At 61.3% G+C, this 22598-nt stretch carries 22 protein-coding genes; 6 read left to right on the plus strand and 16 right to left on the minus strand.

The genetic code is table 11. The annotated features are described in order from the left end of the window. Positions 1-76 precede the first annotated feature (76 nt). The 11 genes from AC1DY9_RS13830 to AC1DY9_RS13880 all read right to left on the minus strand — a co-directional run bounded on the left by AC1DY9_RS13830 (position 77) and on the right by AC1DY9_RS13880 (position 9680). Complete coding sequence (locus tag AC1DY9_RS13830; protein ID WP_477666837.1) at positions 77-1102, minus strand: M48 family metallopeptidase; 1026 nt, start codon at positions 1100-1102, stop codon at positions 77-79. Positions 1103-1141: 39 nt separating this feature from the next. Then, the gene (locus AC1DY9_RS13835) at positions 1142-1921 is read right to left on the minus strand and encodes a lysophospholipid acyltransferase family protein (RefSeq protein ID WP_477666838.1); all 780 of its coding nucleotides are present in this window, start codon (positions 1919-1921) and stop codon (positions 1142-1144) included. Positions 1922-2039: 118 nt separating this feature from the next. Next, entirely contained in the window at positions 2040-2612 is a 573-nt protein-coding gene (gene gmhB, locus AC1DY9_RS13840; protein WP_457282820.1) for a D-glycero-beta-D-manno-heptose 1,7-bisphosphate 7-phosphatase, read from the minus strand. 53 nt (positions 2613-2665) lie between these two features. After that, positions 2666-3118 (minus strand): hypothetical protein, encoded by a 453-nt coding sequence (locus AC1DY9_RS13845; RefSeq protein WP_477666839.1) that lies wholly within the window; start codon positions 3116-3118, stop codon positions 2666-2668. 5 nt (positions 3119-3123) lie between these two features. Continuing rightward, complete coding sequence (gene glyS / locus AC1DY9_RS13850) at positions 3124-5226, minus strand: glycine--tRNA ligase subunit beta (RefSeq protein WP_477666840.1); 2103 nt, start codon at positions 5224-5226, stop codon at positions 3124-3126. Continuing rightward, entirely contained in the window at positions 5223-6647 is a 1425-nt protein-coding gene (locus AC1DY9_RS13855; RefSeq protein WP_477666841.1) for a tetratricopeptide repeat protein, read from the minus strand. The genes glyS and AC1DY9_RS13855 overlap by 4 nt, the downstream gene beginning before the upstream one ends. A gap of 3 nt (positions 6648-6650) precedes the next feature. Then, entirely contained in the window at positions 6651-6857 is a 207-nt protein-coding gene (locus AC1DY9_RS13860) for a hypothetical protein (RefSeq protein WP_477666842.1), read from the minus strand. Beyond that, positions 6854-7387: a metal-dependent hydrolase gene (locus AC1DY9_RS13865; protein WP_477666843.1), complete on the minus strand. Its 534-nt coding sequence runs from the start codon at positions 7385-7387 to the stop codon at positions 6854-6856. Before AC1DY9_RS13865 ends, AC1DY9_RS13860 begins: the two co-directional genes overlap by 4 nt. An 11-nt stretch (positions 7388-7398) precedes the next feature. Beyond that, entirely contained in the window at positions 7399-7698 is a 300-nt protein-coding gene (locus AC1DY9_RS13870; protein WP_477666844.1) for an antibiotic biosynthesis monooxygenase family protein, read from the minus strand. Next, positions 7698-8618, minus strand: coding sequence for a glycine--tRNA ligase subunit alpha (glyQ, locus tag AC1DY9_RS13875; RefSeq protein ID WP_348049382.1), 921 nt, complete (start codon positions 8616-8618; stop codon positions 7698-7700). The genes AC1DY9_RS13870 and glyQ overlap by 1 nt, the downstream gene beginning before the upstream one ends. Before the next feature lie 81 nt (positions 8619-8699). Next, positions 8700-9680: a LysR family transcriptional regulator gene (locus tag AC1DY9_RS13880; protein ID WP_477666969.1), complete on the minus strand. Its 981-nt coding sequence runs from the start codon at positions 9678-9680 to the stop codon at positions 8700-8702. A gap of 146 nt (positions 9681-9826) precedes the next feature. Here AC1DY9_RS13880 and AC1DY9_RS13885 point away from each other — a divergent pair, with 146 nt between their 5' ends. After that, a complete protein-coding gene (locus tag AC1DY9_RS13885) occupies positions 9827-10600 on the plus strand; it encodes an SDR family oxidoreductase (RefSeq protein WP_477666845.1) in 774 nt (257 codons plus the stop codon). Positions 10601-10685: 85 nt separating this feature from the next. On the opposite strand, the gene AC1DY9_RS13890 is transcribed toward AC1DY9_RS13885, so the two are convergent. After that, on the minus strand, positions 10686-11741 hold the full coding sequence (locus AC1DY9_RS13890; protein ID WP_457282876.1) for an asparaginase: 1056 nt from the start codon (positions 11739-11741) through the stop codon (positions 10686-10688). Between the two features lie 265 nt (positions 11742-12006). Between AC1DY9_RS13890 and AC1DY9_RS13895 the strand changes: the two genes are divergently transcribed. Then, positions 12007-12915: a LysR family transcriptional regulator gene (locus AC1DY9_RS13895; protein WP_457282813.1), complete on the plus strand. Its 909-nt coding sequence runs from the start codon at positions 12007-12009 to the stop codon at positions 12913-12915. Positions 12916-13113: 198 nt separating this feature from the next. Here the strand turns inward: AC1DY9_RS13895 and lnt are convergent, their stop codons facing one another. The 4 genes from lnt to AC1DY9_RS13915 form a co-directional block, all read right to left on the minus strand. Beyond that, a complete protein-coding gene (gene lnt, locus AC1DY9_RS13900) occupies positions 13114-14724 on the minus strand; it encodes an apolipoprotein N-acyltransferase (protein ID WP_477666846.1) in 1611 nt (536 codons plus the stop codon). 55 nt (positions 14725-14779) lie between these two features. Next, on the minus strand, positions 14780-15562 hold the full coding sequence (locus AC1DY9_RS13905; protein WP_254806495.1) for an HlyC/CorC family transporter: 783 nt from the start codon (positions 15560-15562) through the stop codon (positions 14780-14782). A 333-nt stretch (positions 15563-15895) separates the two neighbouring features. After that, complete coding sequence (locus AC1DY9_RS13910) at positions 15896-16633, minus strand: GNAT family N-acetyltransferase (RefSeq protein ID WP_477666847.1); 738 nt, start codon at positions 16631-16633, stop codon at positions 15896-15898. A gap of 262 nt (positions 16634-16895) precedes the next feature. Next, the gene (locus tag AC1DY9_RS13915; RefSeq protein WP_457282810.1) at positions 16896-17369 is read right to left on the minus strand and encodes an Lrp/AsnC family transcriptional regulator; all 474 of its coding nucleotides are present in this window, start codon (positions 17367-17369) and stop codon (positions 16896-16898) included. Between the two features lie 117 nt (positions 17370-17486). Here AC1DY9_RS13915 and hppD point away from each other — a divergent pair, with 117 nt between their 5' ends. From hppD to AC1DY9_RS13935, 4 genes are all read left to right on the plus strand, one after another. Then, positions 17487-18638, plus strand: coding sequence for a 4-hydroxyphenylpyruvate dioxygenase (hppD, locus tag AC1DY9_RS13920; protein ID WP_457282809.1), 1152 nt, complete (start codon positions 17487-17489; stop codon positions 18636-18638). Between the two features lie 34 nt (positions 18639-18672). Next, positions 18673-19488, plus strand: coding sequence for a transporter substrate-binding domain-containing protein (locus AC1DY9_RS13925; RefSeq protein WP_457282808.1), 816 nt, complete (start codon positions 18673-18675; stop codon positions 19486-19488). Beyond that, on the plus strand, positions 19476-20390 hold the full coding sequence (gene phhA, locus AC1DY9_RS13930) for a phenylalanine 4-monooxygenase (protein ID WP_457282807.1): 915 nt from the start codon (positions 19476-19478) through the stop codon (positions 20388-20390). The genes AC1DY9_RS13925 and phhA overlap by 13 nt, the downstream gene beginning before the upstream one ends. Positions 20391-20818: 428 nt before the next feature. Further along, positions 20819-22588 (plus strand): tetratricopeptide repeat protein, encoded by a 1770-nt coding sequence (locus AC1DY9_RS13935; RefSeq protein WP_457282806.1) that lies wholly within the window; start codon positions 20819-20821, stop codon positions 22586-22588. Positions 22589-22598 lie beyond the last annotated feature (10 nt).

The raw sequence follows: 22598 nt of genomic DNA on the forward strand, positions 1-22598 counted from the left end.
AAGAAACGCCGCAGTACTGTGATTTGTACCCCCTTTGACGTCGCTCAACGGACGTGCAAAACGCAGCAGCGCCGGCCTACCAGCGGGGAATTGCTTCGTCCTTGAGCTGGCCGCGCAGCTCGGCGTAGTCGGGCACCACCGCGCGCACGGTGTCCCAAAAGCGCGGGCTGTGGTCCATGACACGCAAATGGCTCAATTCATGAACCACCACGTAGTCGATCACCGACTGCTTGAAATGGATCAAGCGCCAGTTCAGCCGGATGGAGCCATCCGCGCTGGCGCTGCCCCAGCGGGTGCCGGCGCTGGAAAGGCTGAGCTTGTGCCACTGCACGCCCAGGTGCGGCGCGAAATGGTTGAGCCGCTCGGTAAAGATGCGCTTGGCCTGGCGCATCAGCCAGGCCTGCACGGCGTCGCGGATCTGCTCGGGCGTGGCATGGTGGGGCAGGCCCACGTGCAGCGTCAGCTGCGCCACACCGGGCAAGGTGCCGTTGGACGCATCGTCGTTGCCCTGCAACAAGACTTCGGCAGCCGCGGTGCCGGTTTTGAGTTCGGCGCCGACGCCGCCGAAAGCGTGCCGCGGATCGATCACCACAATGACCTGGTCACCCAGGAAAGGCAGCGTGGTGCCGTCCTTCCAGTCAATGCGTGCGGACTCCAGGCGCTCATGGCGCACGCGGGTTTCCTGCAGCTTGGCCAGGATCCAGCCGGATTTTTCCAGCACCGCCTTGTCGATTTCATACAACGGCACCCATTTGGGCGCGCTCACCGTGAGGCCGTCGGCGCCGGCAGAAAAGCCGATGGTCTTGCGTTTGCTGCGGCGGAACTCATAAGCCACCAAAATGCCGTCCAGCACGGTCTCACGGGTGGCGCGCGGATGGCGGAAGGTGGCGGGTGCCAGCGCCTGCTGCAAGGTTTGGGCGGGTAGTTGCGGCCCCACGAACTCACCATTCGCTATGTTTTCGATAGCTGTCGGCGCAGTATTTATGGGGGCTACAGGCCTTTTTTGCCTGTTTTTTCTGGCTTTTGAGCCGCTGGGAACGCCAGCAAGCGGCGCCGGCGCGGAATCAAACAGGTCGAGCGTGAACTGAAGAAGCCGTTGCATCATGGCAGTTTAGCTTGACAGCATGGGCAGGCTGGCCGCTCAGGTATTGGGTACGACGGGTGTGGCGGGCGTGGCGACCACTTCACCGGCATAAGCCTCGGGGTCAAGGCGCCGCATTTCGGCTTCGATCCAGGTTTCCACCTCGCGCATCAACTCGTCGGGCTGCCGGCCGGTGCTGTCGATCGGCTTGCCGATGGAGATGTCAACGATGCCCGGGGTTTTGATGAAGGCCTTGCGCGGCCAGCATTTGGCCGAGGTCACGGCAATCGGGATCACGGGAGCGCCGGTTTCAATGGCCAGGCGCGTACCGCCGGATTTGTAAGTGCCCTTCTGGCCGCGCGGGATGCGCGTGCCTTCGGGGAACATGATGACCCAGGTTCCCTGCGCCATCAGGCGCTTGCCCTGCACCACGACCTTGTTGAAAGCCTGCGACCGCTGGCTCCGGTCGATGTGGATCATGTCCATGCGCGCCATGGCCCAGCCGAAGAACGGCACGTAGAGCAGCTCTTTCTTGAACACATAGGCCAGCGGGTGCGGCATCAGCGTGGGCATGCACAGGGTCTCCCAGGTGCTCTGGTGCTTGAGCAGCAGCACGGCTGCGCTGGTCTGGCCCGTGGGGAGGTTTTCCATGCCGGTCACCCGGTTCTTGATGCCCAGGATGAACGTACCGCCGCTGACCGCCACGCGCAGCCAGCCCGCGCACATCCAGTACATGGTATTGCTGCTGACGAACACCGAGGCAATCACCACGAAAGTAGCCCAGGGGATCACTGTGATGGCCATCCACAGCAGGTGAAGAATTGATCGAATCAGGCGCATGTCAAGGTTTCCGGTATCAGGCAGGTTTTGGATGCTGGTGTACAGCAGTTTTCACGATGTTTTAAGGCTCTAACCCTTATCTGGTCAGCGCGGGCAGCTAGCATTTTTATAGCATCACCTACAAGGCAACTTGCAGGGGCCGGGCGCTGCGTTCCAGGATGAAATCGGCAAATGCCGATAAATCGGTGTGCAGCTGGGTGCCTTCGGGCAGGCCCTCGGGCCGCCCGCCGCTGCGGTAGCGCGCCGACTTGCCCGTCAGGACCAGGTGGGGCTCGCACCCGGCAGCCGCACCGGCCTGCAGGTCGCGCAAAGAATCCCCTGCGGTGGGCACGCCTTTGAGCGGCACGCCGAAACGCGCACCGATCTGCTCAAAAAGGCCAGGCAACGGCTTGCGGCAGGTACAGCTTTCCTCGGGGGCATGCGGGCAGTAAAACACCGCATCGATGCGCCCGCCGACAGCGGCCAGCAGCTTGTGCATCTTGGCGTGCATGGCGTTGAGCGCCGCCACGTCGAAGAGGCCGCGCCCCAGCCCCGACTGGTTGGACGCGATCACGACGTGCCAGCCGGCGTGGTTCAGGCGCGCAATGGCCTCCAGCGAACCCGGCAGCGGCAACCACTCGTCCGGCGCCTTGACGAAGTCGTCGCTGTCGCTGTTGATGGTGCCGTCGCGGTCGAGGATGACGAGTTTCATGGTGAATAAGGCTGGTAGCTAGATAAACAGTACTTCATTTGTGATGCATCACTTCACTTTTTTTGCCCCGACGCAAGCGACGTTATTTGCCGGGCCATCCGCTTATCCGAATACAAGTACATCAGGGCCAGCAAATGAAAGCCCAGGCGCATAGGCAGTAAGGTAAGGTGCATCGCCAGTATGCGCGGATTGAACTGGGAAATCACCAGAGCCGAAATACCGGTTTCGATGACCAGACAGCCAACAATAAGTATCCAATAGTCCATGTTCGTCAGCGTGAAACGATAGGGCTTGGCGCACTGCCAACTGGCCATCAATGCGCCAAACAAGGGCGCAACGTCAAAAATGGCACTCCCATAATCGAAACCAAACAACATCAGCGCCAGATACGCCAGCACATAAGCGAGGACCACTACGCCGGCGAACGTGCCAAGCACAAGCTCAAACCGCAGAGCCGGACGCACTTGCGCCATCTCAGGGTTATTTGGCGATTCTGGCGTCGTCATCGCTGTTACACCGCCAGGCGCGACAGGTCGGCCACTTTATTCATGGCCTGGTGCAGCGTCGCCAGCAGCCCGAGGCGGTTGGCGCGCAGCGCCGGGTCTTCGGCATTGACCATCACGCCGTCGAAGAAGGCATCCACCGGCGCCTTCAGGGCGGCCAATGCCTGCAGCGATGCTGCGTAGTCACCGGCGGCAAAAGCGGCTTCGGCTTTGGGCGCCACTGTTTTCAATGCATCCGCGAGGGATTTCTCGGCAGCTTCCTGCAGCAGCTCGGGTTTGACGGCTGCTTCAACCGTGCCTTCAGCCTTCTTCAGGATATTGCCGACGCGCTTGTTGGCCGCAGCGAGAGCCGGTGCTTCGGGCAGCGCGGCAAAGGCGCGCACAGCCGACAGGCGTTTGGCCACATCGCCCAGGCGCTGGGGTTTGAGGGCCAGCACGGCATCGACTTCTTGCGCGCTGTAGCCCTGCTCGCGCAGGGAACCGGCGAGGCGGTCGTAGATGAAATCGACCAACGCGATGGACGCGTCCTGGATCTTGTCACCGAACACCGGCTGGGCGCCCTGAACCAGCTCAAGCAGGTCCAAAGGCAGGTCTTTCTCGACCAGCATGCGGATCACGCCCAGCGCATGGCGGCGCAGCGCGAACGGGTCCTTGTCGCCGGTCGGCAGATTGCCGATGCCGAACATGCCGACCAGCGTTTCCAGCTTGTCGGCCAGCGCGACGATGACGCCGACGGTGTTGCGCGGCAGTTCGTCGCCGGCAAAACGCGGCTTGTAGTGGTCCTCAATCGCGTCGGCCACATCGGCACTGAGACCGTCGTTGAGCGCGTAGTAGCGGCCCATGGTGCCCTGCAGCTCGGGGAACTCGCCGACCATGTCAGTCACCAGGTCGGTCTTGGCCAGCTCGGCGGCGCGCTGTACATCGGCCACATTGGCATTCAGGCGATTGGCAATGGCCTCGGCAATGGCGCGTACGCGCTGCGTACGCTCACCCTGCGTGCCCAGCTTGTTGTGATACACCACCTTGCCCAGGCCTTCAACGCGCGAAGCCAGCGTCTTCTTGCGGTCCTGGTCGAAGAAGAATTTGGCATCCGCCAGGCGCGGGCGCACGACGCGCTCGTTGCCGCCAATCACGGCGCTGGCATCCGTTGGGCTGATATTGCTGACGACCAGAAACTTGTTGGTGAGCTTGCCCGACGCGTCCAGCAACGGGAAGTACTTCTGGTTGGCCTTCATCGTGAGGATCAGGCATTCCTGCGGCACGCCGAGGAATTCTTTTTCGAATTCGCAGACCAGCACGTTGGGACGCTCGACCAGCGCAGTCACTTCATCCAGCAGCGCGTCGTCTTCAATCGCCCTGGCGCCGCCGCCAACTTTGGCTGCGGCTGCAGCAAGCTGCTTGACGATTTCGGCTTTGCGCGCGGCAAAACTGGCGATCACCGCGCCGTCTTTTTGCAGGGTAGCGGCGTAGCTGTCGGCATCCTTGAGCACCACCGGGTCGACGGCCGCTTCAAAGCGGTGGCCATGCGTGGCGTTGCCGGCTTTGAGGCCCAACGCCTCGATAGCGACCACCGAGCTGCCATGCAGCGCGACCAGGCCGTGCGCGGGACGTACAAACTTCACATCACTCCAGCCGTCGGCCAGCTGGTAGGTCATCCGCTTGTCGATAGGAAGTTTGGCAATGGCTTCGAGCAAGGCTTTCTGCAGACCTTCAACCAACGTAGCCCCCTTGACGACACTGTCGTAAAACAGCGCCTCTGCCTTGCCGTCGGGCGCACGCTTGAGGCCAGCCACAGCCGACGCATCGGCGCCCAGTGCATGCAGCTTTTTGAGCAGCGCGGGTGTGGCATTACCCGACGCATCGAGCCCCACCGCCACCGGCATGAGCTTTTGCGAAACGGCTTTGTCGACGGCCTGGGCGGCAACCGCAGTGACATGCGCGGCCAGGCGGCGCGGCGAGGCGAAGGCGGTGAGCACCGAATCAGCTGCGGTGAGGCCCTGGGCTTTGAGCTGCTCGAACAGCACGCCGGAAAAGGCATCGCCCAGCTTATTCAGCGCCTTCGGGGGCAGCTCTTCAACAAACAGTTCAACAAGCAGGCTTTGGGTTGTCATAGTGAGATTGTGCACAGGCGGGGTGCCTGCGCGGTTTCGTAGATTCGGGTGGTTTCGGAGGTAGCGCTCATGCCAACCAGCGCACGCGCGGTCGCAAGCATCGACTGACCAATTTTCTCGGTCTGCGCGGTTACGCGCGCGACCTGCTCGGGCGGTGGCGCAACGCGGGTGCCTAATCGCGGCCGGATTTCGTCCTGGATCGCCTCGCCGATGCGAAACTGGAACTCTAGCTGGTAATACAGCCAGCCGGGGTCGGTGGGATGTGCCACCGCCAGGCGTTGCATGTGTTGGAGTGCGTCACCATAAACCGCCACGGCGGCGTCAGTTCGCCCGGCGTTGAGGTGATCGTCGGCGATCTGCAGGTAGCTGCTGCGCAGATCCATCTGGGCGTTGATACTGGCGGGGTCACGCTCCACAATGGCCGTGCGCAACCGCAGGGCCTCCCGCAGCAACTGGGCGCCAACGTCGCTTTTACCCTTGTTGCTTTCAAACTCACCAGCGCTGGCGCGGTTGTGCGCCAGATCGCGTTGCCACACGAGGTTGGCGGGGTCACCTTGCACCAGCTTCTTGTGGACTTCAAAGCCGGCCTGGTACGCGTCGCGCGCCTGGCTGACGTTGACCACGATGTGGAACATCTCGCCCAATCGGTCGTAGTTCAGCGCAAGTTCATGCTGCAGTGCGGCGTTGGAGGGCGCCTCCTCGGCCAGCTTTTCTCGCAGTTCGAGTTCGGCGATTCTGGCGGCGCGCGCCGGCTTTTCTCCACCCATGCCGAACTGCGCGGAGCCCAGACCCCGGTATAGCTCCGCAAGGTCATGCCGCCACGCACTGCTGGCGTGATCTTTCGCGACAAGGCTTTTTTGCAGATCGACGGCTTTTTGGTGCAGATCGCGGCTTGTGGCCCACACACCTGACACTTCAGCCAGGCGCGAATACGACATCGCCAGATCACGCTGCCACGCGGCCTGCCCGGGATCGCCAGCGAGCAGCTTTTCGAGGATCGCAACCGCAGAAGTAAAAGATGCCCGCGCCGCCTGCCGGGCTGTCGCGGCGCCGGCCTCATCGGGCGCCGCATCACGAGCGCCACCGGGCCGAGCCAGCCTCACAGGGAGCCTGACGATGGCTTGCAACAAATCCTTTCGCCGCGCATCCGCTGGCGCTTCTTCTGCATTGATTCCTGCGGCATTCCGTGCGTGCCGGTAACCCGCCTCATACGGATAACGCAACAACGCCAGGTCGCCCCGGCATGCTTGAGCCTTCCCGGTACGCATGTGTCCCAGAGCCACTTCGTACTGCGCCTGGCGATTGGACTTGGCGTCAAGTTGCACCGGAGATTGCACCTGCGGCTGTGCAGCCGAAGGCACGGCAGCACCGAGCATGGCAAGCCCCGCCAGCGTTGCGCTTGTCAACAGTATTGACTTCATGGGTCAGGCGGCCTTCGTCGGCATCTGTTCTACCCATCGACGCGGCGCGAAGTAACCACTTTGCGCCAGGTTGCGGATGCGGCCAATGCAGGGCGCATGGCCCGTCACACCGATGGCGCCACGCGCGAGCAGCAAGTTGCAGCTGTGAGCGGCCTTGAGCAGCGGCTCCTCGACAAACAGTTCAACAAGAATATTTTGAGAACCGTTCATTGGTTTTTTCGGGAATGTCGGAGCGCAAAAATGGCCAGGGATGCAACCATCAGCGGCAGCCAGATGGTTTGGATCTCATTGAGCAACACGTCGGCGCCGCGTTGCGTGAAGAACCGGGAAAAGGAGACCGGCGACACCTCAACGGGCCGCCAGGGGCTGAAAAACCGCTGCTCGGAAAACGGCCAGTACAACGGAATGGCCACGCCGCCATTGGTCAGGGTGTCCAGCAGGGGATGCGAGAACGCGCAAAGCGCTATCCACGCATAGCCCTGCCATGGCGCCAGTTTCCAGTGCCGCGCCAGCCACCAGCCGATGAGGCCCACCACGAGCGCAAAGCCCAGGGTATGGGTAAAGCCGCGATGCCCCCAGATACCGCCGTAATGGATGCCGAGCTTGAAAGCGACTCCGTCAAAGTCGGGAAGGATGGCCGCGACCATGCCCGCCACCAGCATGGAAGGCGGTATGCGCTTGCTGCCCAGCGCCACTGCGGCTGCAACGGGAACGGCGATGTGGGAAAAGATGGTGGGCATCGGAGATCAGCTCACCGTCTTGGTGTGGCATCGGCGTAGTGCAACACCGTGGGAAACGGATCGTAAAAATGGTGAAGCAGCTTGCGCCACGCCTGGTAGGGCTCTGACTGGCGGAAACCCACGGTGTGGTCTTCCAGGGTGTTCCAGCGCACCAGCAGCATGTAGTGGTGGTCGTTTTCCAGGCAGCGCTGCAACTCGTGGCCCTGGTAGCCGCCCATTGACGCGATGATGGCCTGCGCCTGGGCAAAAGCCGCCTCGAAAGCGGACGCTTCGCCGGGCTTGACCTGCAACTGGGCGATTTCCAGAATCATCAGGCGGCTTTCTTCGCCATTTGCTCGACCCATTCACGCGGTGCCATCGGGAAGCCCAGGCGCTCGCGGCTTTCGTAATAGCTTTGCGCCACGGCTCGGGCGAGGTTGCGGATGCGGCCGATGTAGGCGGCGCGCTCGGTCACGCTGATGGCGCCGCGGGCGTCCAGCAGGTTGAAGCTGTGGGCAGCTTTCAGCACCTGCTCATAGGCCGGCAGGGCCAATTGCACATCGATCAGGTGCTTGGCCTGCTTTTCGTGCGCGGTGAAGGCGGTGAAGAGGAAATCGGCGTCGCTGTGTTCGAAGTTGTAGGTCGACTGCTCAACCTCGTTCTGTTTGTAGACGTCGCCGTAGCTGAGCTTTGAGCCATCAGGCCCTTCGGTCCAGGTCAGGTTGTAGACGTTGTCCACGCCTTGCAAATACATGGCCAGGCGTTCCAGGCCGTAGGTGATTTCGCCGGTGGCGGGTTTGCAGTCGATGCCGCCGACCTGCTGGAAGTAGGTGAACTGCGTGACTTCCATGCCGTTGAGCCAGACTTCCCAGCCCAGGCCCCAGGCGCCCAGCGTCGGGTTTTCCCAATCGTCTTCGACAAAACGGATGTCGTTTTTCTTCAGGTCAAAGCCCAGCGCTTCCAGAGAGCCGAGGTAGAGCTCAAGGATATTGGCGGGTGCCGGCTTGAGCACGACCTGGTACTGGTAATAGTGTTGCAGGCGGTTGGGGTTCTCGCCGTAGCGGCCGTCCTTGGGGCGGCGGCTGGGCTGCACATAGGCGGCTTTCCAGGGCTCGGGGCCCAGCGCGCGCAGAAACGTCGCGGTGTGCGAAGTGCCTGCGCCGACTTCCATGTCGTAGGGCTGCAGCAGCGCGCAACCCTGGTCAGCCCAATAGGACTGCAGCTTCAAAATAATTTGCTGGAAAGTAAGCATAAGAGTGGAGTTTTGCCAAACGCGGGGCACCTGGATTGCAGGCCCGGGGAGCGGCGCCTCAGGTGGCGGCCGCCAAGCCGGTCATTTTACGCGGCGGCGCGCGGGCGCCTTGGTGAGCGCCTTACCGGTCGGCATCACTGGCGGCATCTGGGTGGGCGGCACATACCAGCCGGGGCCGGTCTTGAAGGCCTCGACCAGAAAATCCACCATCACACGGACCTTGGCGCTCAGGTGCCGCCGGCTGGGGTACACCGCCAGCACGTCGATTTCAGGCATGCGGTAGCCGGGAAGCAGGGGCACCAGCCGGCCTTCGCGCAGGTCTTCCCCAACCAGGAAAGCCGGCTGCCAGATGATGCCCAGCCCGGCCACGGCCGCTTCGCGGGCGGTATCGCCGTTGTTGGCGTGCATGATGTAGTTGACCTTGACCGCGTGCGGGCGGCCCTCGTTGTCGGTGAAATGCCATTCGTTGGCGGTGGCGGCATAGGTGTAGCCCAGGCAGCTGTGGCCCGCGAGGTCGGCGGGCACGGCCGGGCGGCCGTGCTTTTTCAGATAGTCCGGCGCGGCACAGAGGATGTTGCAGGAAGTCGCGAGCTTGCGGGCTGCATGGGTGGCCGGCCCCGTGCGCGAGATGCGTATGGCGAGGTCGTAGCCTTCTTCCACGATGTCCACCACGCGGTCGCTGAGGGCAATGTCGAGTTCCACCTCGGGATAGCTTTGCATGAAGCGCGGCCACAGCGGCGCCAGGTGACGGATGCCAAAGCTCACAGGCGCATTGATGCGCAGGCGCCCGCGCGGCTGCAGGGTTGCCGACGAGGCCAGCGCCTCCGCGTCGGCAACCTCTTCAAGAATCGACTTGCTGCGCTCATACAGCGCTTCGCCGCTTTCGGTGAGCGAGAGCTTGCGGGAGCTGCGGTTGAGCAGGCGCGTGCCGAGGTGGGCTTCCAGCTCATTGATATAGCGGGTGACGTTGGCCGGCGAGGTGTCCAGCGCATCGGCCGCACGCGTGAAACTGCCGCGGCCAACCACGGCGGCAAACACCTCAAACGCACGCAGCCGGTCCATTTCAATCCCAATCATTCATAAAAGATGAATGATTAAATCAGTTTTACGGCCTTCTTCCAATAGAAGATGAAACTTACATTGGACTCATCGGCAGGCAGGAAGCCCACCGAACCAGGAACCCCCTACCCAAGACAAAGGAAATCGACATGACCACGCAAACCACTTCATTCACACCCCGCTTCGCCAACAAGACCGTGCTGGTCACGGGTGGCAACAGCGGCATCGGCCTGGCCACCGCCTTGCAATTCGCCGGGCAAGGCGCGCGGGTCGTCATCACCGGCCGGGACCAGGTGTCACTGGACCAAGCCAAAGCCCAACTGGGCACAGGCGCCATCGCCCTGCGCAACGACGCAGGCGCCAGCGGCTCGGCCAAGGCACTGGCCAGCGCATTGGCCGCCGAAGGCATCACGCTGGACGCCGTGTTCATCAATGCCGGCCTGGCCAAATTCGCCCAGCTGGAAAGCGTGGACGAAGCACTCTGGGACGACACCTTCAACGTCAACGTGAAAGGCGCGTTCTTTGCGATCCAGGCGCTGTCGCCGCTGCTGAACACGGGCGCCGCCATCATCCTGAACGGCTCGATCAATGCCCATATCGGCATGCCCAACTCCAGCGTCTATGCCGCCAGCAAGGCGGCGCTGATTTCGCTGGCAAAAACGCTGTCAGGTGAACTGGTCGCGCGCGGCATCCGCGTCAATGTGGTGAGCCCCGGCCCGGTTACGACGCCGCTGTACGGCAAGCTTGGCGTGCCCGCAGACCAGCTCGGTGCGCTGGCCGCCAGCATCCAGGCGCAAGTCCCGATCAAGCGCTTCGGCACGCCCGATGAAGTGGCGAGCGCCGTGGTGTATTTGTCATCGCCCGAAGCGGCTTTTATTGTCGGCACCGAGCTGATCGTCGACGGCGGCATGAGCCAGCTGTAAGCACTTCCCGCGCTCGCCGCGCAAACAAAAAAGGGCGATGCCGTTGCCGGCATCGCCCTTTTCTTCCTGTTGTAACTGCGTGAACTCAGTACTGCCAGAAGATGCGCTGCAGTTCCTTGCTGTCAATGTTCTTCGTCAAGGCCACGGCGGCCAGGATGCGGGCCTTTTGCGGGTTCAGGTCATGCGCGACCACCCAGTCGTACTTGTCGTCAGGCTGCTCGGCGTTGCGCAGCACAAAGCCTTCGGGCACACGCGAGGAGCGCACCACCTGGATGCCTTTGGCGCGAACTTCCTGCAGCGCGGGAACCACACGGTCGGCCACGGAGCCGTTGCCGGTACCGCCGTGGATCAGGGCCTTGATGCCGGTCTTGCCGACGGAGTCCACCGCGGAGCGCGGCACGTTGCCATAACCATAGACGATGTCGACCGGCGCCAGCGCTTCGAAATCATCAATGTTGAATTCGGACTGCGCGGTGTGGCGCTTCACAGGGGCACGGAACCAGTAATTCTGGCCTTCTACCACCATGCCCAGCGGGCCCCACTGGCTCTTGAAGGCCTCGGTCTTGATGTTGATGGTTTTGGTGACATCACGGCCGCTCTGGAGTTCGTCATTCATGGTGACCAGCACGCCTTTGCCGGCGGCATCCTTGCTGGCGGCCACGCTGACGGCGTTGAACAGATTGAGCGCACCGTCGGCCGACAGCGCCGTACCCGGGCGCATGGAGCCGACCACCACGATGGGCTTGCTGGTGCGGATCACAAGGTTGAGGAAGTAAGCGGTTTCTTCCAGGGTGTCGGTGCCGTGGGTGACCACGATGCCGTCCACGTCGGACTGCTTGACCAGCGCCGAGATGCGCTTGCCCAATTTCATCAGGTTGTCGTTGGTGAAACTTTCGGAAGCAATTTGCGAGACCTGCTCGCCCTTGACGTTGGCCACGTTGGCCAGCTCGGGCAGGCCGGCCAGCAGTTTGTCGACCGGCACCTTGGCGGCGGCGTAGGTCGCACTGTTCAGGGCCGAAGCGCCGGCGCCGGCGATAGTACCGCCGGTGGCCAGGATCACGACATTGGGTTTGGCGGTGGTTTGCGCCAGCGCGGGCGCGCCGAGCGAGGTAAAGGCCACCAGGCCAAGCGCAGCGCCCATGTGACGAAATGTTGAGGCTATTTGCATGTATGTCTCCAAGGAAATGGAATTTGTCTGATTTTTTGCGCACAGCGAGCAAAACAAGCGGTTTCACCAGCCTGTGCGGCGATTTCCCCAGCCTTGCGGCCAAAGGTGGCTCATCGTAGCGACGCTGGCAGCCCCCAGCGATGCATAATGTAACGAGGGGTATGACTAAAACTCACACCCCTCAGCAGCATGGCCCCATGCATCTCCGTCGACCCGGCAGCGACATACCCGCAGCGACATGAACCTCAGGCAACTTGAAGTCTTCCAGGCGGTGATGCAGACCGGCAACATGAGCGCCGCGGCGCGGCTGATCTGCATCACGCCCTCGGCCGTCAGCAAGACGATTGCACACACGGAATTGCAACTGGGCTACAAGCTTTTTACCCGCGGCAAGGGCACGCTGGCCCCCACGCCCGAAGCGCGCGTGCTGTTTGAAGAGTCTTCGCAAATCCACCAGAAGCTGGACGGGCTCAAGCGCATTGCCGTCAACCTGCGGCAGTCGGCCGGCGGCCAGGTGCGGCTTGCGGCCATTCCGTCCGTCAGCCATGAGTTTTTGCCGCTGGTGCTGGAAAGGCACATGGCGCGCTACCCGCGCGTTCGCGTCGAGGTGCGCACGCTGCACCAGGACCAGATGGTGCAGGCACTGCTGACGCGCAGCGTGGACTTTGCCCTTGGTTTTTATGAACACCCGCACCCGTTGCTGACCAGCTCGACACTGGTGAGCGGCCCGCTCTACCTGGCCGTCACGCGCGACATCTGGCAGCGGGCCGTGAAGGCAAGGCGCCAGAACCCGATGTCTTTCCTGGCCAGCATGCCGCTGATCCGCCTGGTGGGTGAGGATCCGATGTGCCAGTCGATCGACGACCTGGCGCGCCACCTGGGCCTGACCGCCCCTGAAGGGTTGCAGGTGCACACCTCGCGGCTGGCGCTGGAGCTGGTCAAGCGCGGCATGGGCTGGACGGTGGTGGACTTCCTGACGGCCAGCAACCTGGACCCGCAATCATTGACAGCGGTGCCGCTGCATGATTTTGCCCAGGCGCCGCTCCAGATGTATTTTGCGAGCAGCACGCCGCCGGGTCAGGATGCGATTCGGATGTTAGAAATGCTGCCGGAGCTACTGCACGGCGTGATGGCTGCAACGCACTGAAGATATAGCTCACCCCGTCGGACGCTCACTTCGTGTAGCGCCTTCCCCCTTCCAGGGGCGGCGCCTGCGGCCTGGCAAAGCCAGTTCCGCGGCCCCCTGCTAATTTGGGCATGCCGCAGCGAACTAGCTACATCACTACTGTTTTGATAGCTACTCGCGCACGTATCTAGCGGGCCACAGACCTAAAAGGCTGTACCTCTAGCGACGGCGGCGGAACGCCCCAGCCAGGACTGCAACGCCCAACCCCAGCCCCCACAGCGGCCAGAGGCCGTAGCGGGACACCCACTGGGCATACGGCGTGATGCCGTTGCGGCCCTGGACGTCGCCGTTCAGCACGCCGCGCGTGTGGCGTTCCAGCGAATGCGTGACTTTGCCCTGGTGGTCGATGATGACTGTGGCGCCGGTGTTGGTGGCACGAATCATCGGTCGGCTGAATTCCAGCGCGCGCATGCGCGAAATTTGCAGGTGCTGGTCAATCGCCACGGTGTTGCCGAACCAGGCGATGTTGCTGACATTGACAAAAATCGTCGGGGCGAGCGCAGGATCGATGAAGCGTGCGCCCAGCTCTTCGCCAAAAAGGTCTTCGTAGCAGATGTTGGGCGCCAGCCGCTGGCCTTTCCATTCGAAGGAAGCCTGCCCTACCGCACCCCGGTTGAAGTCGCCCAGCGGGATGTGCATCATGTCGATAAACCACCTGAAACCCGTCGGTATGAACTCGCCGAACGGCACCAGGTGATGCTTGTCGAAACGGTATGGCTCTGCTTGCCCGGGCTTGAAGCCCAGCACAGAGTTGGCGTACCCGGCCTGGGAGCTGCCAATCGGCAGGCCGATCAATGCCGCCTGGTTGCCGGCGGCAAACCTTGCCTGCAGCGCTTGCCAATAGCCTTCCGGCAATTGCTGGGGCAGCACGGGGATGGCGGTTTCAGGCGCCACCACCAGCGGCRCTTTCGCATCGCGCAGCTGCTGGCCGTACCAGCGCAGCGCTGTGGCCACGCCTGTGCCGGGCTGGAATTTTTCGTTCTGGGGAATGTTCCCCTGCAGCAGCGTAACGCCCAGCGCCTCGGCGGGCTGGACCGGGGCATCGCCGGGCCAGGCGCTTTGCACCGGCAGGTAACCCGCCACTATGCAGACAACCAGGATGCCGGTCACGTTGAGCCATTGCACATGGGATGAGCGCAGGGTCATGGCCAGCCATGCTGCAACCAGCGCTGCCAGGAAAGTCAGCCCATGCACGCCCACCCACGCGGCCAGTGGCCTGGCCCAGCCGTCGACGTGGGCATAGCCGCCCTCGCCCCAGGGAAAGCCGGTAAAGAACTCGACCCGGGCCAGCTCCGCCAGCAGCCAGAGAGCTGCAAACACTGCGGCGCGTGGCAGCCTGCGTCTGGGCGCCAGCTTCACGAAAAATGCGCTGGCCGCTGCGTAGTAAAGCGACAGGAAGGCGGCAAGCAGCACAATGGCCAGCACGGTCAGTGACGCGGCCAGCCCGCCGTAGTAGTGCATGGAAATGAACAGCCACCAGAAGGTGCTGCACAACATCGCCGTGCCGAAAAGGCCGCCCATCCACGCGGCACGTTTCCAGGAGCGGCAGCTGTCAAGTTGCGCGGCAAACAGGAAAAGCGCCAGCAGTTGCAGCCACCACAGCGGCTGGCCCTGTGCAAAACCAAAATCAAAAGGCCAGGCCATGCTTGCTGCATGGGTGCAACCAGCTATCAAAATAATAGCAACCTGGAACGGGGAAATGCCTTTGCGCGGCGGCGGGTTGCGTGCGTGCTCAAGCAGCGCAGGCAAGGTCGGGAGATGGGACATCATGCTTTGAATCGAATCCCGTCCCATAGTCAGCCCGCCCTTTTTCTTGAATTCGTTGTCAGACGCCGGCGCTGACCGGCGACACCTTGAACCAGCGCACGGCCCCACCTTTGGTGTGCAGTACGGTGAACTGCAGGCCTGCCAGCGCGTAATGCTCGCCGCGCTTGGGAACATGGCCCATCTCATGCGCCACCAGCCCCCCGATCGTATCGAAGTCGGTTTCGGGCAGCGTCACACCAAAAGCTTCGTTGACACGCTCGATGGAGGTGTCGCCGCTGACGCGGTAGGTGTGGTCGCTGAGGCCGAAGATGTCGCCCTCGTCTTCGGCGATGTCGAATTCGTCCTCGATCTCGCCGACGATCTGCTCGAGCACGTCTTCAATGGTGATGAGACCTGCCACACGGCCGAATTCGTCAATGACGATGGCCAGGTGGTTGCGGTTGCCGCGGAATTCACGCAGCAGGTCGTTCAGCCCCTTGCTTTCCGGCACAAAGACGGCGGGCCGGAGCAGGGCCTTGATGTTGAGTTCGGGCGCGCGCTGCAGCTTGAGCAGATCCTTGGCCATCAGGATGCCGAGGATGTTTTCCTTTTCGCCTTCGTAGACGGGAAAGCGCGAGTGGGCGGTGTCGATCACCAGGTGCAGCAGTTCGTCGAACGGCGCGTCGATGTTGATCACGTCCATGCGCGGGGCTGCCACCATGACATCGCCCGCCGTCATGTCGGCCATGCGGATGACCCCCTCGAGCATCTCGCGGCTCTGGGCTCCGATGACGTCATTGTCCTGGGCTTCCACCAGGGTCTCGATCAACTCGTCCTTCGAGTCGGGGCCTGGGTGGAGCATTTCAGCGAGCTTCTGCAAAAAGCCGCGTTTGTCTTCTGGCCTGGAAGACCGACTGGGGGGAACGTCGGACACGTGATGGGCGGTCGGTAGTTGTGAAGGGGCTAAGGATAGCTGAAATCCTTGACGGTGCGCAGGCGTAATTTGCCGTCGCGTGCCGAAGCGGTTGGCTTTTTGTATTTCTTGTTTGGGTTTGTGTCCATTCAGGGCCACGCGGCGGCGGCGTGGATGATTTTTGGCGCACAACCAATGGGAATGAGCGCAAGCAGCTATCGAATTAATAGCAAGAAGCCGGTTGTTGCACCGGCCTCACGAGCCCCCCCCAAACCGAAGCCATCACATCGGCATGCGGTCCCGACCATCCCGCACGCCCTGCCGCACTTCCTGGACCATCGCCAGCAGGTCCCAGAACTGCTTGGCCTGAACCTTGAGGCGGTAGTCGGTCTGGGCGATCTGTTCTTCGACCATTTCGGTCATGCGCGAGTCCAGGTCGGCCGGCGGCAGCTTCAGGTAGGCCTCGCTTTCAGAGCCGTCGCGTTCGATCGTGGCGCCGGCCTTGCGTGCGATGTTGAGCATGGCGGTGTTTTCGCTCAGCGCGTGGATGAACATCATGTCGACACCGTTGTTGCGGGCGTGCATGACCGCGCGGTCAAACAGGCGCGAGCCGTAGCCGCGGCCACGCGCCTGGGCCAATACAGACACGCCGAACTCGGCGCAGCTCTTGAGGTTGGGGTCGGTGGTATGCGCCAGGTGGGCCATGGCGATCAGTTCCAGCTTGCGGTTGTAGATGCCGAAAATCTCGTCGCGCTCGAAGTTGAGCCCGTCTACATAGCGGTGGATCTGCTCATCGTTGGCCGAATAGCCAAAGCGCAGGTAACGGTCGTGGGGGCCCAGTGCCAGCAAATGGGTGGCTATGCGTTCCCCGTGGCTGGGGCCGATCGAACGGATTGGAACCATGACGGGCTGGACATGACGCGCTGGAGGTGCCGCGGAGGCGCGCTCTTCCACGGGAGGCCGGAAGAATTCCTTGCCTGCGTTATAGGATGCTCTTAAAAGGGTGCTGGGTGTAACCATGATCTCAATATAAGGGTTTTCCCTAGAATCAACAGTCTAGGGGCTTCTGAACCAGCGTCAATAGAGGGCCGCTTCAAAAAAACACCTTTATGTGGATTTTTCCCAATAAATACGGGCGCAGGCAGCTATTAAAAATATAGCAAACTGACACTTCCAGTCGCTCCGGCGCGTGGATTGTTGCGATGCAACAACACTTTATACGCGCATCCGGGCAAGTCACGCACATGGAAATGCCGGTTCCCCGGCTTCGCCCCGGTTCAGCTCACAAAGGAACGGCCGTCGTCGCCTTGACCCGGTCCAGCACAAAACTCGTTTTGCAATCCTGCACGCTGGGATGTTTGAGCAGGGTGTCCATGATGAAGCGGCTGTAATGCGCCATGTCCTGCACCAGCACGCGCAGCAGGTAGTCCATCTCACCAGTCAGCGCTGCGCACTCGGCCACTTCAGGCCAGGTCTGCACGCTGGCCCGGAACAGGTCCATGGGGTTGCGTTTGTGGCTTTCGGTGTGCTTTTCCAGCCGTACGTTGATGTAAGCCGTGAGCCCCAGCCCGACAGCTTCAGGTTTGACGAGCGCCACATAGCGGTCGATCACGCCGCTTTCTTCAAGCCGCTTCACGCGCCGCAAAACCGCACTGGGTGAAAGCCCCACCTGCTCGGCGAGCAGGTCGAAGGTAGCGCGACCATCGGCCTGCAGGCTGCGCAAAATTTGCCGATCAAGCTTGTCAAGTGCTTCCATTCGGATTATTTTGCAGCTTTACTGCGCCAATAGCAATGTAAACGCCCCATTTCGCAGTAAAACTGACCGCCAGCGCCGCTAAAGTTACTTTATACGCACACCTATCTGGAGACACGCATGAATGCACGCGACGACACCGCCCTGAACTTTGAACAGGGCGCGGCTTGGGACAACCCCATGGGCACCGACGGTTTTGAGTTCATTGAATATGCGGCACCCGACCCTGTCGCCATGGGGGCATTGTTCGAGCGCATGGGCTTCACGCCGATTGCCAAACACCGCCACAAGAATGTCACGCTGTACCGCCAGGGCGGCATCAACTTCATCCTGAATGCTGAGCCCGACTCGTTTGCCCAGCGCTTTGCGCGCCAGCACGGCCCCAGCGTCTGCGCCATCGCTTTTCGCGTGCAGGACGCCAAGGCCGCCTATGAACGCGCAATCTCACTGGGCGCTTGGGGGTATGCCCACACATCGGCGCCTGGTGAGCTGAACATTCCGGCCATCAAGGGTATTGGCGATTCGATCATCTACTTCATCGACAAATGGCGCGGCAAGAACGGCGCGCAACCCGGCGACATCGGCAACATCGGCTTTTACGACGTGGACTTTGAAGCCTTGCCCGGCGTGCAGGGTGACGCGCTGAACCCCGCCGGCCACGGCCTGACGTATATCGACCACCTGACGCACAACGTGCACCGCGGCCGCATGGACGAATGGGCCGGCTTTTACGAGCGGCTCTTCAATTTCCGCGAAATCCGCTACTTCGACATCGAAGGCCAGGTCACCGGCGTGAAGAGCAAGGCCATGACCAGTCCCTGCGGCAAGATCCGCATCCCGATCAACGAAGAGGGCAACGAAAAGGCCGGCCAGATCCAGGAGTACCTGGACCGCTATCAGGGCGAAGGCATCCAGCACATCGCCATGGGCAGCAACGACCTGTTCGCAACCGTGGATGCGCTGCGCACCAGCGGCGTGAAGCTGCTGGACACCATCGACACCTACTACGAACTGGTCGACAAGCGCATTCCCGGCCACGGTGAAAACGTGGCGGATTTGAAGAAGCGCAAGATCCTGGTGGACGGCAAGAAAGGCGCGCTGCTGCTGCAGATCTTCAGCGAAAACCAGCTCGGCCCGATCTTCTTCGAGTTCATCCAGCGCAAGGGCGACGACGGTTTCGGCGAAGGCAATTTCAAGGCGCTGTTTGAAAGCATCGAGCTGGACCAGATGCGCCGCGGGGTTTTGTCGGGCGCCAAGGCAAGCGCACAATAAAGTTTTTCCATCCCCCAACCTCACGGAGATTGCCATGTCACTTTGCCCGCAACTGCCCCATCGCCTGGCCGCATTGGGTGTCGCCACCGCCGCATTGTTTGCGGTGACGGGGGCATCTGCCCAGACGGCGGTCAGCGTGGTTCCGGCCTCCAGCCTGGACAGCGTGCAAAAAGCCGGCGTGCTGCGCATCTGCACGCCGGGCGACTACAAACCCTTCAGCTTCCAGAAGCCCGACGGCACGTTTGAAGGTATCGACGTGGACCTGATGGCTTCGCTCACGGCCAGCCTGGGCGTCAAGCCCGAGTGGGTCAAGACCAGCTGGTCCAATTTGATGCCCGACATGGTAGGCGGCAAATGCGACATGGCTGTTGGCGGCATCTCGGTGACTACCGAGCGGCAAAAGCGCGCCTTCTTCAGCACGCCCTACATGGTCAACGGCAAGACGCCAATTGCGCGCTGCGCCGACGTGGCCAGGTACCAAAGCGTGGCCGACATCGACAAGCCCACCACGCGGGTGATCTTCAATCCGGGCGGCAGCAATGAGCGTTTTGCCCGCGCCAACTTCAAGCAGGCGCAGATGCGGCTCAACCCCGAGAACTTGACGATCTTTGACGAAATCCTGGCCAACCGCGCCGATGTCTTCGTCACCGAATCGGCCGAGGCGATCACCCAGCAGAGGCTGAAGCCGGGCCTGTGCGCGATCAACCCCGACAAGCCGCTGCAGTACGGCGAAATGGCTTACCTGCTGCCACGCGGTGACGTGACGTTCAAGGCCTACGTGGACCAGTGGCTGCACCTGGCCAAAGCCAGCGGTGACTACCAGCGCGTGGAGAGCCAATGGCTGAAGTAGAGAGCAACACGGACAGCAACACGCCACCCCCGGCGGTCTACGGCCAGTCTGACCGCCCGCCGCGGGGCGACTACGCACGTGGCGGCCAGGTCAATGCGGACTACACCTGCCCGCAAAACTACGCGGCCTACACCGCAGAAGATCACGAGACTTACCGGCGCCTTTACGCGCGGCAGTCGGCATTGCTGCCTGGCCGGGCCTGCAGCGCCTTTATCAAGGCCCTGCCCAGCCTGGGCGCAAGTGATGCCATCCCGCGTTTTGAAGACGTGAACGAGCGGCTCTTCAAGGCCACCGGCTGGCAGCTGGTGGGCGTGCCGGGGCTGATCCCCGAGGTGCCGTTTTTCACGCTGCTGGCCAATCGCAAGTTTCCGGTGACGGACTGGATACGCACGCCGGCGGAGTTCGACTACATCGTCGAGCCTGACATCTTTCATGATTTGTTCGGCCACGTGCCGCTGCTGTTCGACCCGAGCTACGCCGACCACATCCAGGCCTACGGCAAGGGCGCGTTGAAAGCACATACGCTGGAGCATGGCGCGCAGCCGATTCCCGGCGCGGTCGAGATGCTGTCGCGCCTGTACTGGTACACCATCGAGTTTGGCCTGATGCGCGACAAAGAAGGCAACGATGAAGTCCGCGCATACGGCGCCGGCATTTTGAGCAGCCCCGGCGAACTGGCCTGGAGCGTGGAATCTGCAGAGCCCAGGCGCATTTCACTGCGGGACAATGCCGACCTGCTGCGCTGTATGTCGTCGACCTACAAGATCGACAGCTTCCAGCAGCAGTATTTTGTGATCGACAGTTTTGATGCGCTGCTACGGCTGACGGAGCCGGATTTCACGCCGTTTTACAAGACGCTGGCGCAACATGCAGCACAGCAAAAGGCCCTTAGCCCTGCTTGAGCTGGCACGGTACTATCCGCACCTCTCTCTGAGTAAGCCGCCTGACACAATCCCTGATCACCTGATCAAAAATGATCACTGGTGGTTTCCATGATGTGCGGCTACCGAGAAAATCAGACCTGACCGGCATGAGCGCGCAGCGGCAGCTTGCATCCTGTCGTGTCGCTGCGAGGCGTTTTCGCACGCGAAGGACCAACAATGCCGCGCCGCCTTGCGGCATCCGTCCTGCCGGCCCTTAATCGCACAACGCGAGGTTTATGTGAACTATTGATTGATGCTCACTCCTCTGAATGAGCGACAATTCAACACTGATACAACACTGCGAGGCAACAGAGGTGCCCGTAGCACATCAGGTGTTTATTACACGCACTTCCTCCTACAAAATGAGGAGGTAAAAAATTGTTACACCGCTTACGATGCACTCCCTGATGGAATTACCAGCACACATGAACCGAAGCACGAAGGTGCTGCTGGTTATGGATGTGGTGGAGTCCGTCAGAATCATGGAGCAGGATCAAGATGGTTTTGTGCGGCGGTGGCAAGAACTGGTACAGCAGATTGAGCAGCAGATTCTGCCGCTGCATGGCGGGCGCATCGTCAAAAGCCTGGGGGACGGTTTAATGCTGGAATTTGCCGGCGCCCAAGGGTCTGTCAAAGCAGCCTTCGCTATTCAGCACTTCTGCCAAGGGGCCAATGCGGCCTTCCGCCCAGAGCAACAGATGCATCTGCGCATGGGCGGCCATTTGGCGAGCTTTGTGACCGACCAGCATGACATTTACGGCACAGACGTGAATTTGACAGCACGCGTCTGTACGTTGGCGGGGCCGGGTGAGATAGTCGTGACGTCCGATCTGCGTGATCAAGTCTCGTCCGTGCTGGACGCAGATGTTGAAGACTTGGGCGAATGCCACCTCAAACACGTCAAAGAGCCGATCAGGGCGTACCGGATCGGGCCGCCAGGCAATGCACCGGTAATATCATCTGGTACCGCAGTCCAGTTGAATTTGCGACCAACTATCGCGGTAATCCCCTTCGCGATGCGCAGCAGCGAACCGGGACATGAACTTCTTGGCGAGGCCTTGGCCGACGAAGTGATTGCCGCTTTGTCCCGCACCTCCGAACTTCATGTGATCTCGCGTCTTTCGACCACTGTGTTCCGGGAACGTCCGGAGGCAATGGAAGACATACGGACCCACTTGGGCGCTACGTATATCTTGTCTGGCACGTGCCGCAGCGCCGGAACACAGCTGGCGTTGTTCGTTGAATTGATCGAAGCAAAGACAGGCCACATTCTCTGGGCGGACAGTCTGAAGGGTCAAGTACACGGCTTATTTGCGGCAGACGATGAACTGATCGCACGACTGGTTTCTGCCATTAGCTCGTCAGTCATGTCGCAACAACTTGAGAAGGCACGAAGGCAATCTTTACCCAATCTTGAAGGATATACGCTGTTACTCGGTGCTGTCGCACTCATGCACAGAAACTCCCCCTCAGATTTCGAGCGAGCCCGGCAGATGCTGGAGCATCTGATTGACCGTAGCCGTCGGCATCCAATGCCGCACGCGTGGTTAGCCAAGTGGCATGTACTTCGCGTGCAACAGGGGTGGTCCACAGACTCTGCGAAAGAGGCTCAACTCGCGTTGGATTGCACCAAGCAGGCAATGGATAGTGAGCCGGATTGTGCTTTCGCCCTCACCGTAGAAGGATTCATATACACGAACCTTCTACGACAGCTAGACGCAGGCTCTCAACGCTACGAACAGGCGCTTGGCATCAATCCTAATGATTCGCTAGCGTGGCTGCTCAAAGGGACGATGCACGCGTTTAAAGGAGAAGGAGATATGGCCGTCGTGGGGACCGAAAGAGCCCTAAAGCTTTCACCGCTTGATCCACTTCGGTATTTTTACTTCTCCCTGGCGGCCACCGCCGCCAATTCAGCGGGTCAGTACGCCAAGGCTCTAGAGCTAATCACTCTATCGCTTCGAGCCAACCGCACGCATACGTCCAGCCTGCGAACCTTGGCAGTTGCCCAAGTGAACTTAGGGCAGCTTGACCAAGCAGAAAAGACCGTGGCCGAGCTGCTGAGATTAGAACCAGCTTTAACAGTGCGCAGCTATTTAGCACGCAGCCCAAGCAGTCAGTATGAGATAGGGAAAACTTGGTCCGCAGCCCTTCAAAAAGCTGGCCTGCCATATTAACAACACTACT

It is taken from the genome of Polaromonas sp. P1_F6 (assembly GCF_056405695.1).

Excerpts from the sequence above, each read along its gene's own strand:
- hppD (WP_457282809.1), top strand. The coding sequence starts at position 17,487 with ATGAATGCACGCGACGACACCGCCCTGAACTTTGAACAGGGCGCGGCT.
- AC1DY9_RS13905 (WP_254806495.1), bottom strand. The coding sequence starts at position 15,562 with ATGCTCCACCCAGGCCCCGACTCGAAGGACGAGTTGATCGAGACCCTG.
- AC1DY9_RS13890 (WP_457282876.1), bottom strand. The coding sequence starts at position 11,741 with ATGGGCGCTGCGCTTGGCCTGGTGGCCTTTACCTCGCTCGGCGCGCCC.
- phhA (WP_457282807.1), top strand. The coding sequence starts at position 19,476 with ATGGCTGAAGTAGAGAGCAACACGGACAGCAACACGCCACCCCCGGCG.
- AC1DY9_RS13865 (WP_477666843.1), bottom strand. The coding sequence starts at position 7,387 with ATGCCCACCATCTTTTCCCACATCGCCGTTCCCGTTGCAGCCGCAGTG.
- AC1DY9_RS13855 (WP_477666841.1), bottom strand. The coding sequence starts at position 6,647 with ATGAAGTCAATACTGTTGACAAGCGCAACGCTGGCGGGGCTTGCCATG.
- AC1DY9_RS13835 (WP_477666838.1), bottom strand. The coding sequence starts at position 1,921 with ATGCGCCTGATTCGATCAATTCTTCACCTGCTGTGGATGGCCATCACA.
- AC1DY9_RS13845 (WP_477666839.1), bottom strand. The coding sequence starts at position 3,118 with ATGACGACGCCAGAATCGCCAAATAACCCTGAGATGGCGCAAGTGCGT.
- AC1DY9_RS13870 (WP_477666844.1), bottom strand. The coding sequence starts at position 7,698 with ATGATTCTGGAAATCGCCCAGTTGCAGGTCAAGCCCGGCGAAGCGTCC.
- AC1DY9_RS13830 (WP_477666837.1), bottom strand. The coding sequence starts at position 1,102 with ATGCAACGGCTTCTTCAGTTCACGCTCGACCTGTTTGATTCCGCGCCG.
- gmhB (WP_457282820.1), bottom strand. The coding sequence starts at position 2,612 with ATGAAACTCGTCATCCTCGACCGCGACGGCACCATCAACAGCGACAGC.
- AC1DY9_RS13915 (WP_457282810.1), bottom strand. The coding sequence starts at position 17,369 with ATGGAAGCACTTGACAAGCTTGATCGGCAAATTTTGCGCAGCCTGCAG.
- AC1DY9_RS13910 (WP_477666847.1), bottom strand. The coding sequence starts at position 16,633 with ATGGTTACACCCAGCACCCTTTTAAGAGCATCCTATAACGCAGGCAAG.
- AC1DY9_RS13885 (WP_477666845.1), top strand. The coding sequence starts at position 9,827 with ATGACCACGCAAACCACTTCATTCACACCCCGCTTCGCCAACAAGACC.
- AC1DY9_RS13935 (WP_457282806.1), top strand. The coding sequence starts at position 20,819 with ATGGAATTACCAGCACACATGAACCGAAGCACGAAGGTGCTGCTGGTT.
- AC1DY9_RS13895 (WP_457282813.1), top strand. The coding sequence starts at position 12,007 with ATGAACCTCAGGCAACTTGAAGTCTTCCAGGCGGTGATGCAGACCGGC.
- AC1DY9_RS13880 (WP_477666969.1), bottom strand. The coding sequence starts at position 9,680 with ATGGACCGGCTGCGTGCGTTTGAGGTGTTTGCCGCCGTGGTTGGCCGC.
- AC1DY9_RS13860 (WP_477666842.1), bottom strand. The coding sequence starts at position 6,857 with ATGAACGGTTCTCAAAATATTCTTGTTGAACTGTTTGTCGAGGAGCCG.
- glyQ (WP_348049382.1), bottom strand. The coding sequence starts at position 8,618 with ATGCTTACTTTCCAGCAAATTATTTTGAAGCTGCAGTCCTATTGGGCT.
- glyS (WP_477666840.1), bottom strand. The coding sequence starts at position 5,226 with ATGACAACCCAAAGCCTGCTTGTTGAACTGTTTGTTGAAGAGCTGCCC.
- AC1DY9_RS13925 (WP_457282808.1), top strand. The coding sequence starts at position 18,673 with ATGTCACTTTGCCCGCAACTGCCCCATCGCCTGGCCGCATTGGGTGTC.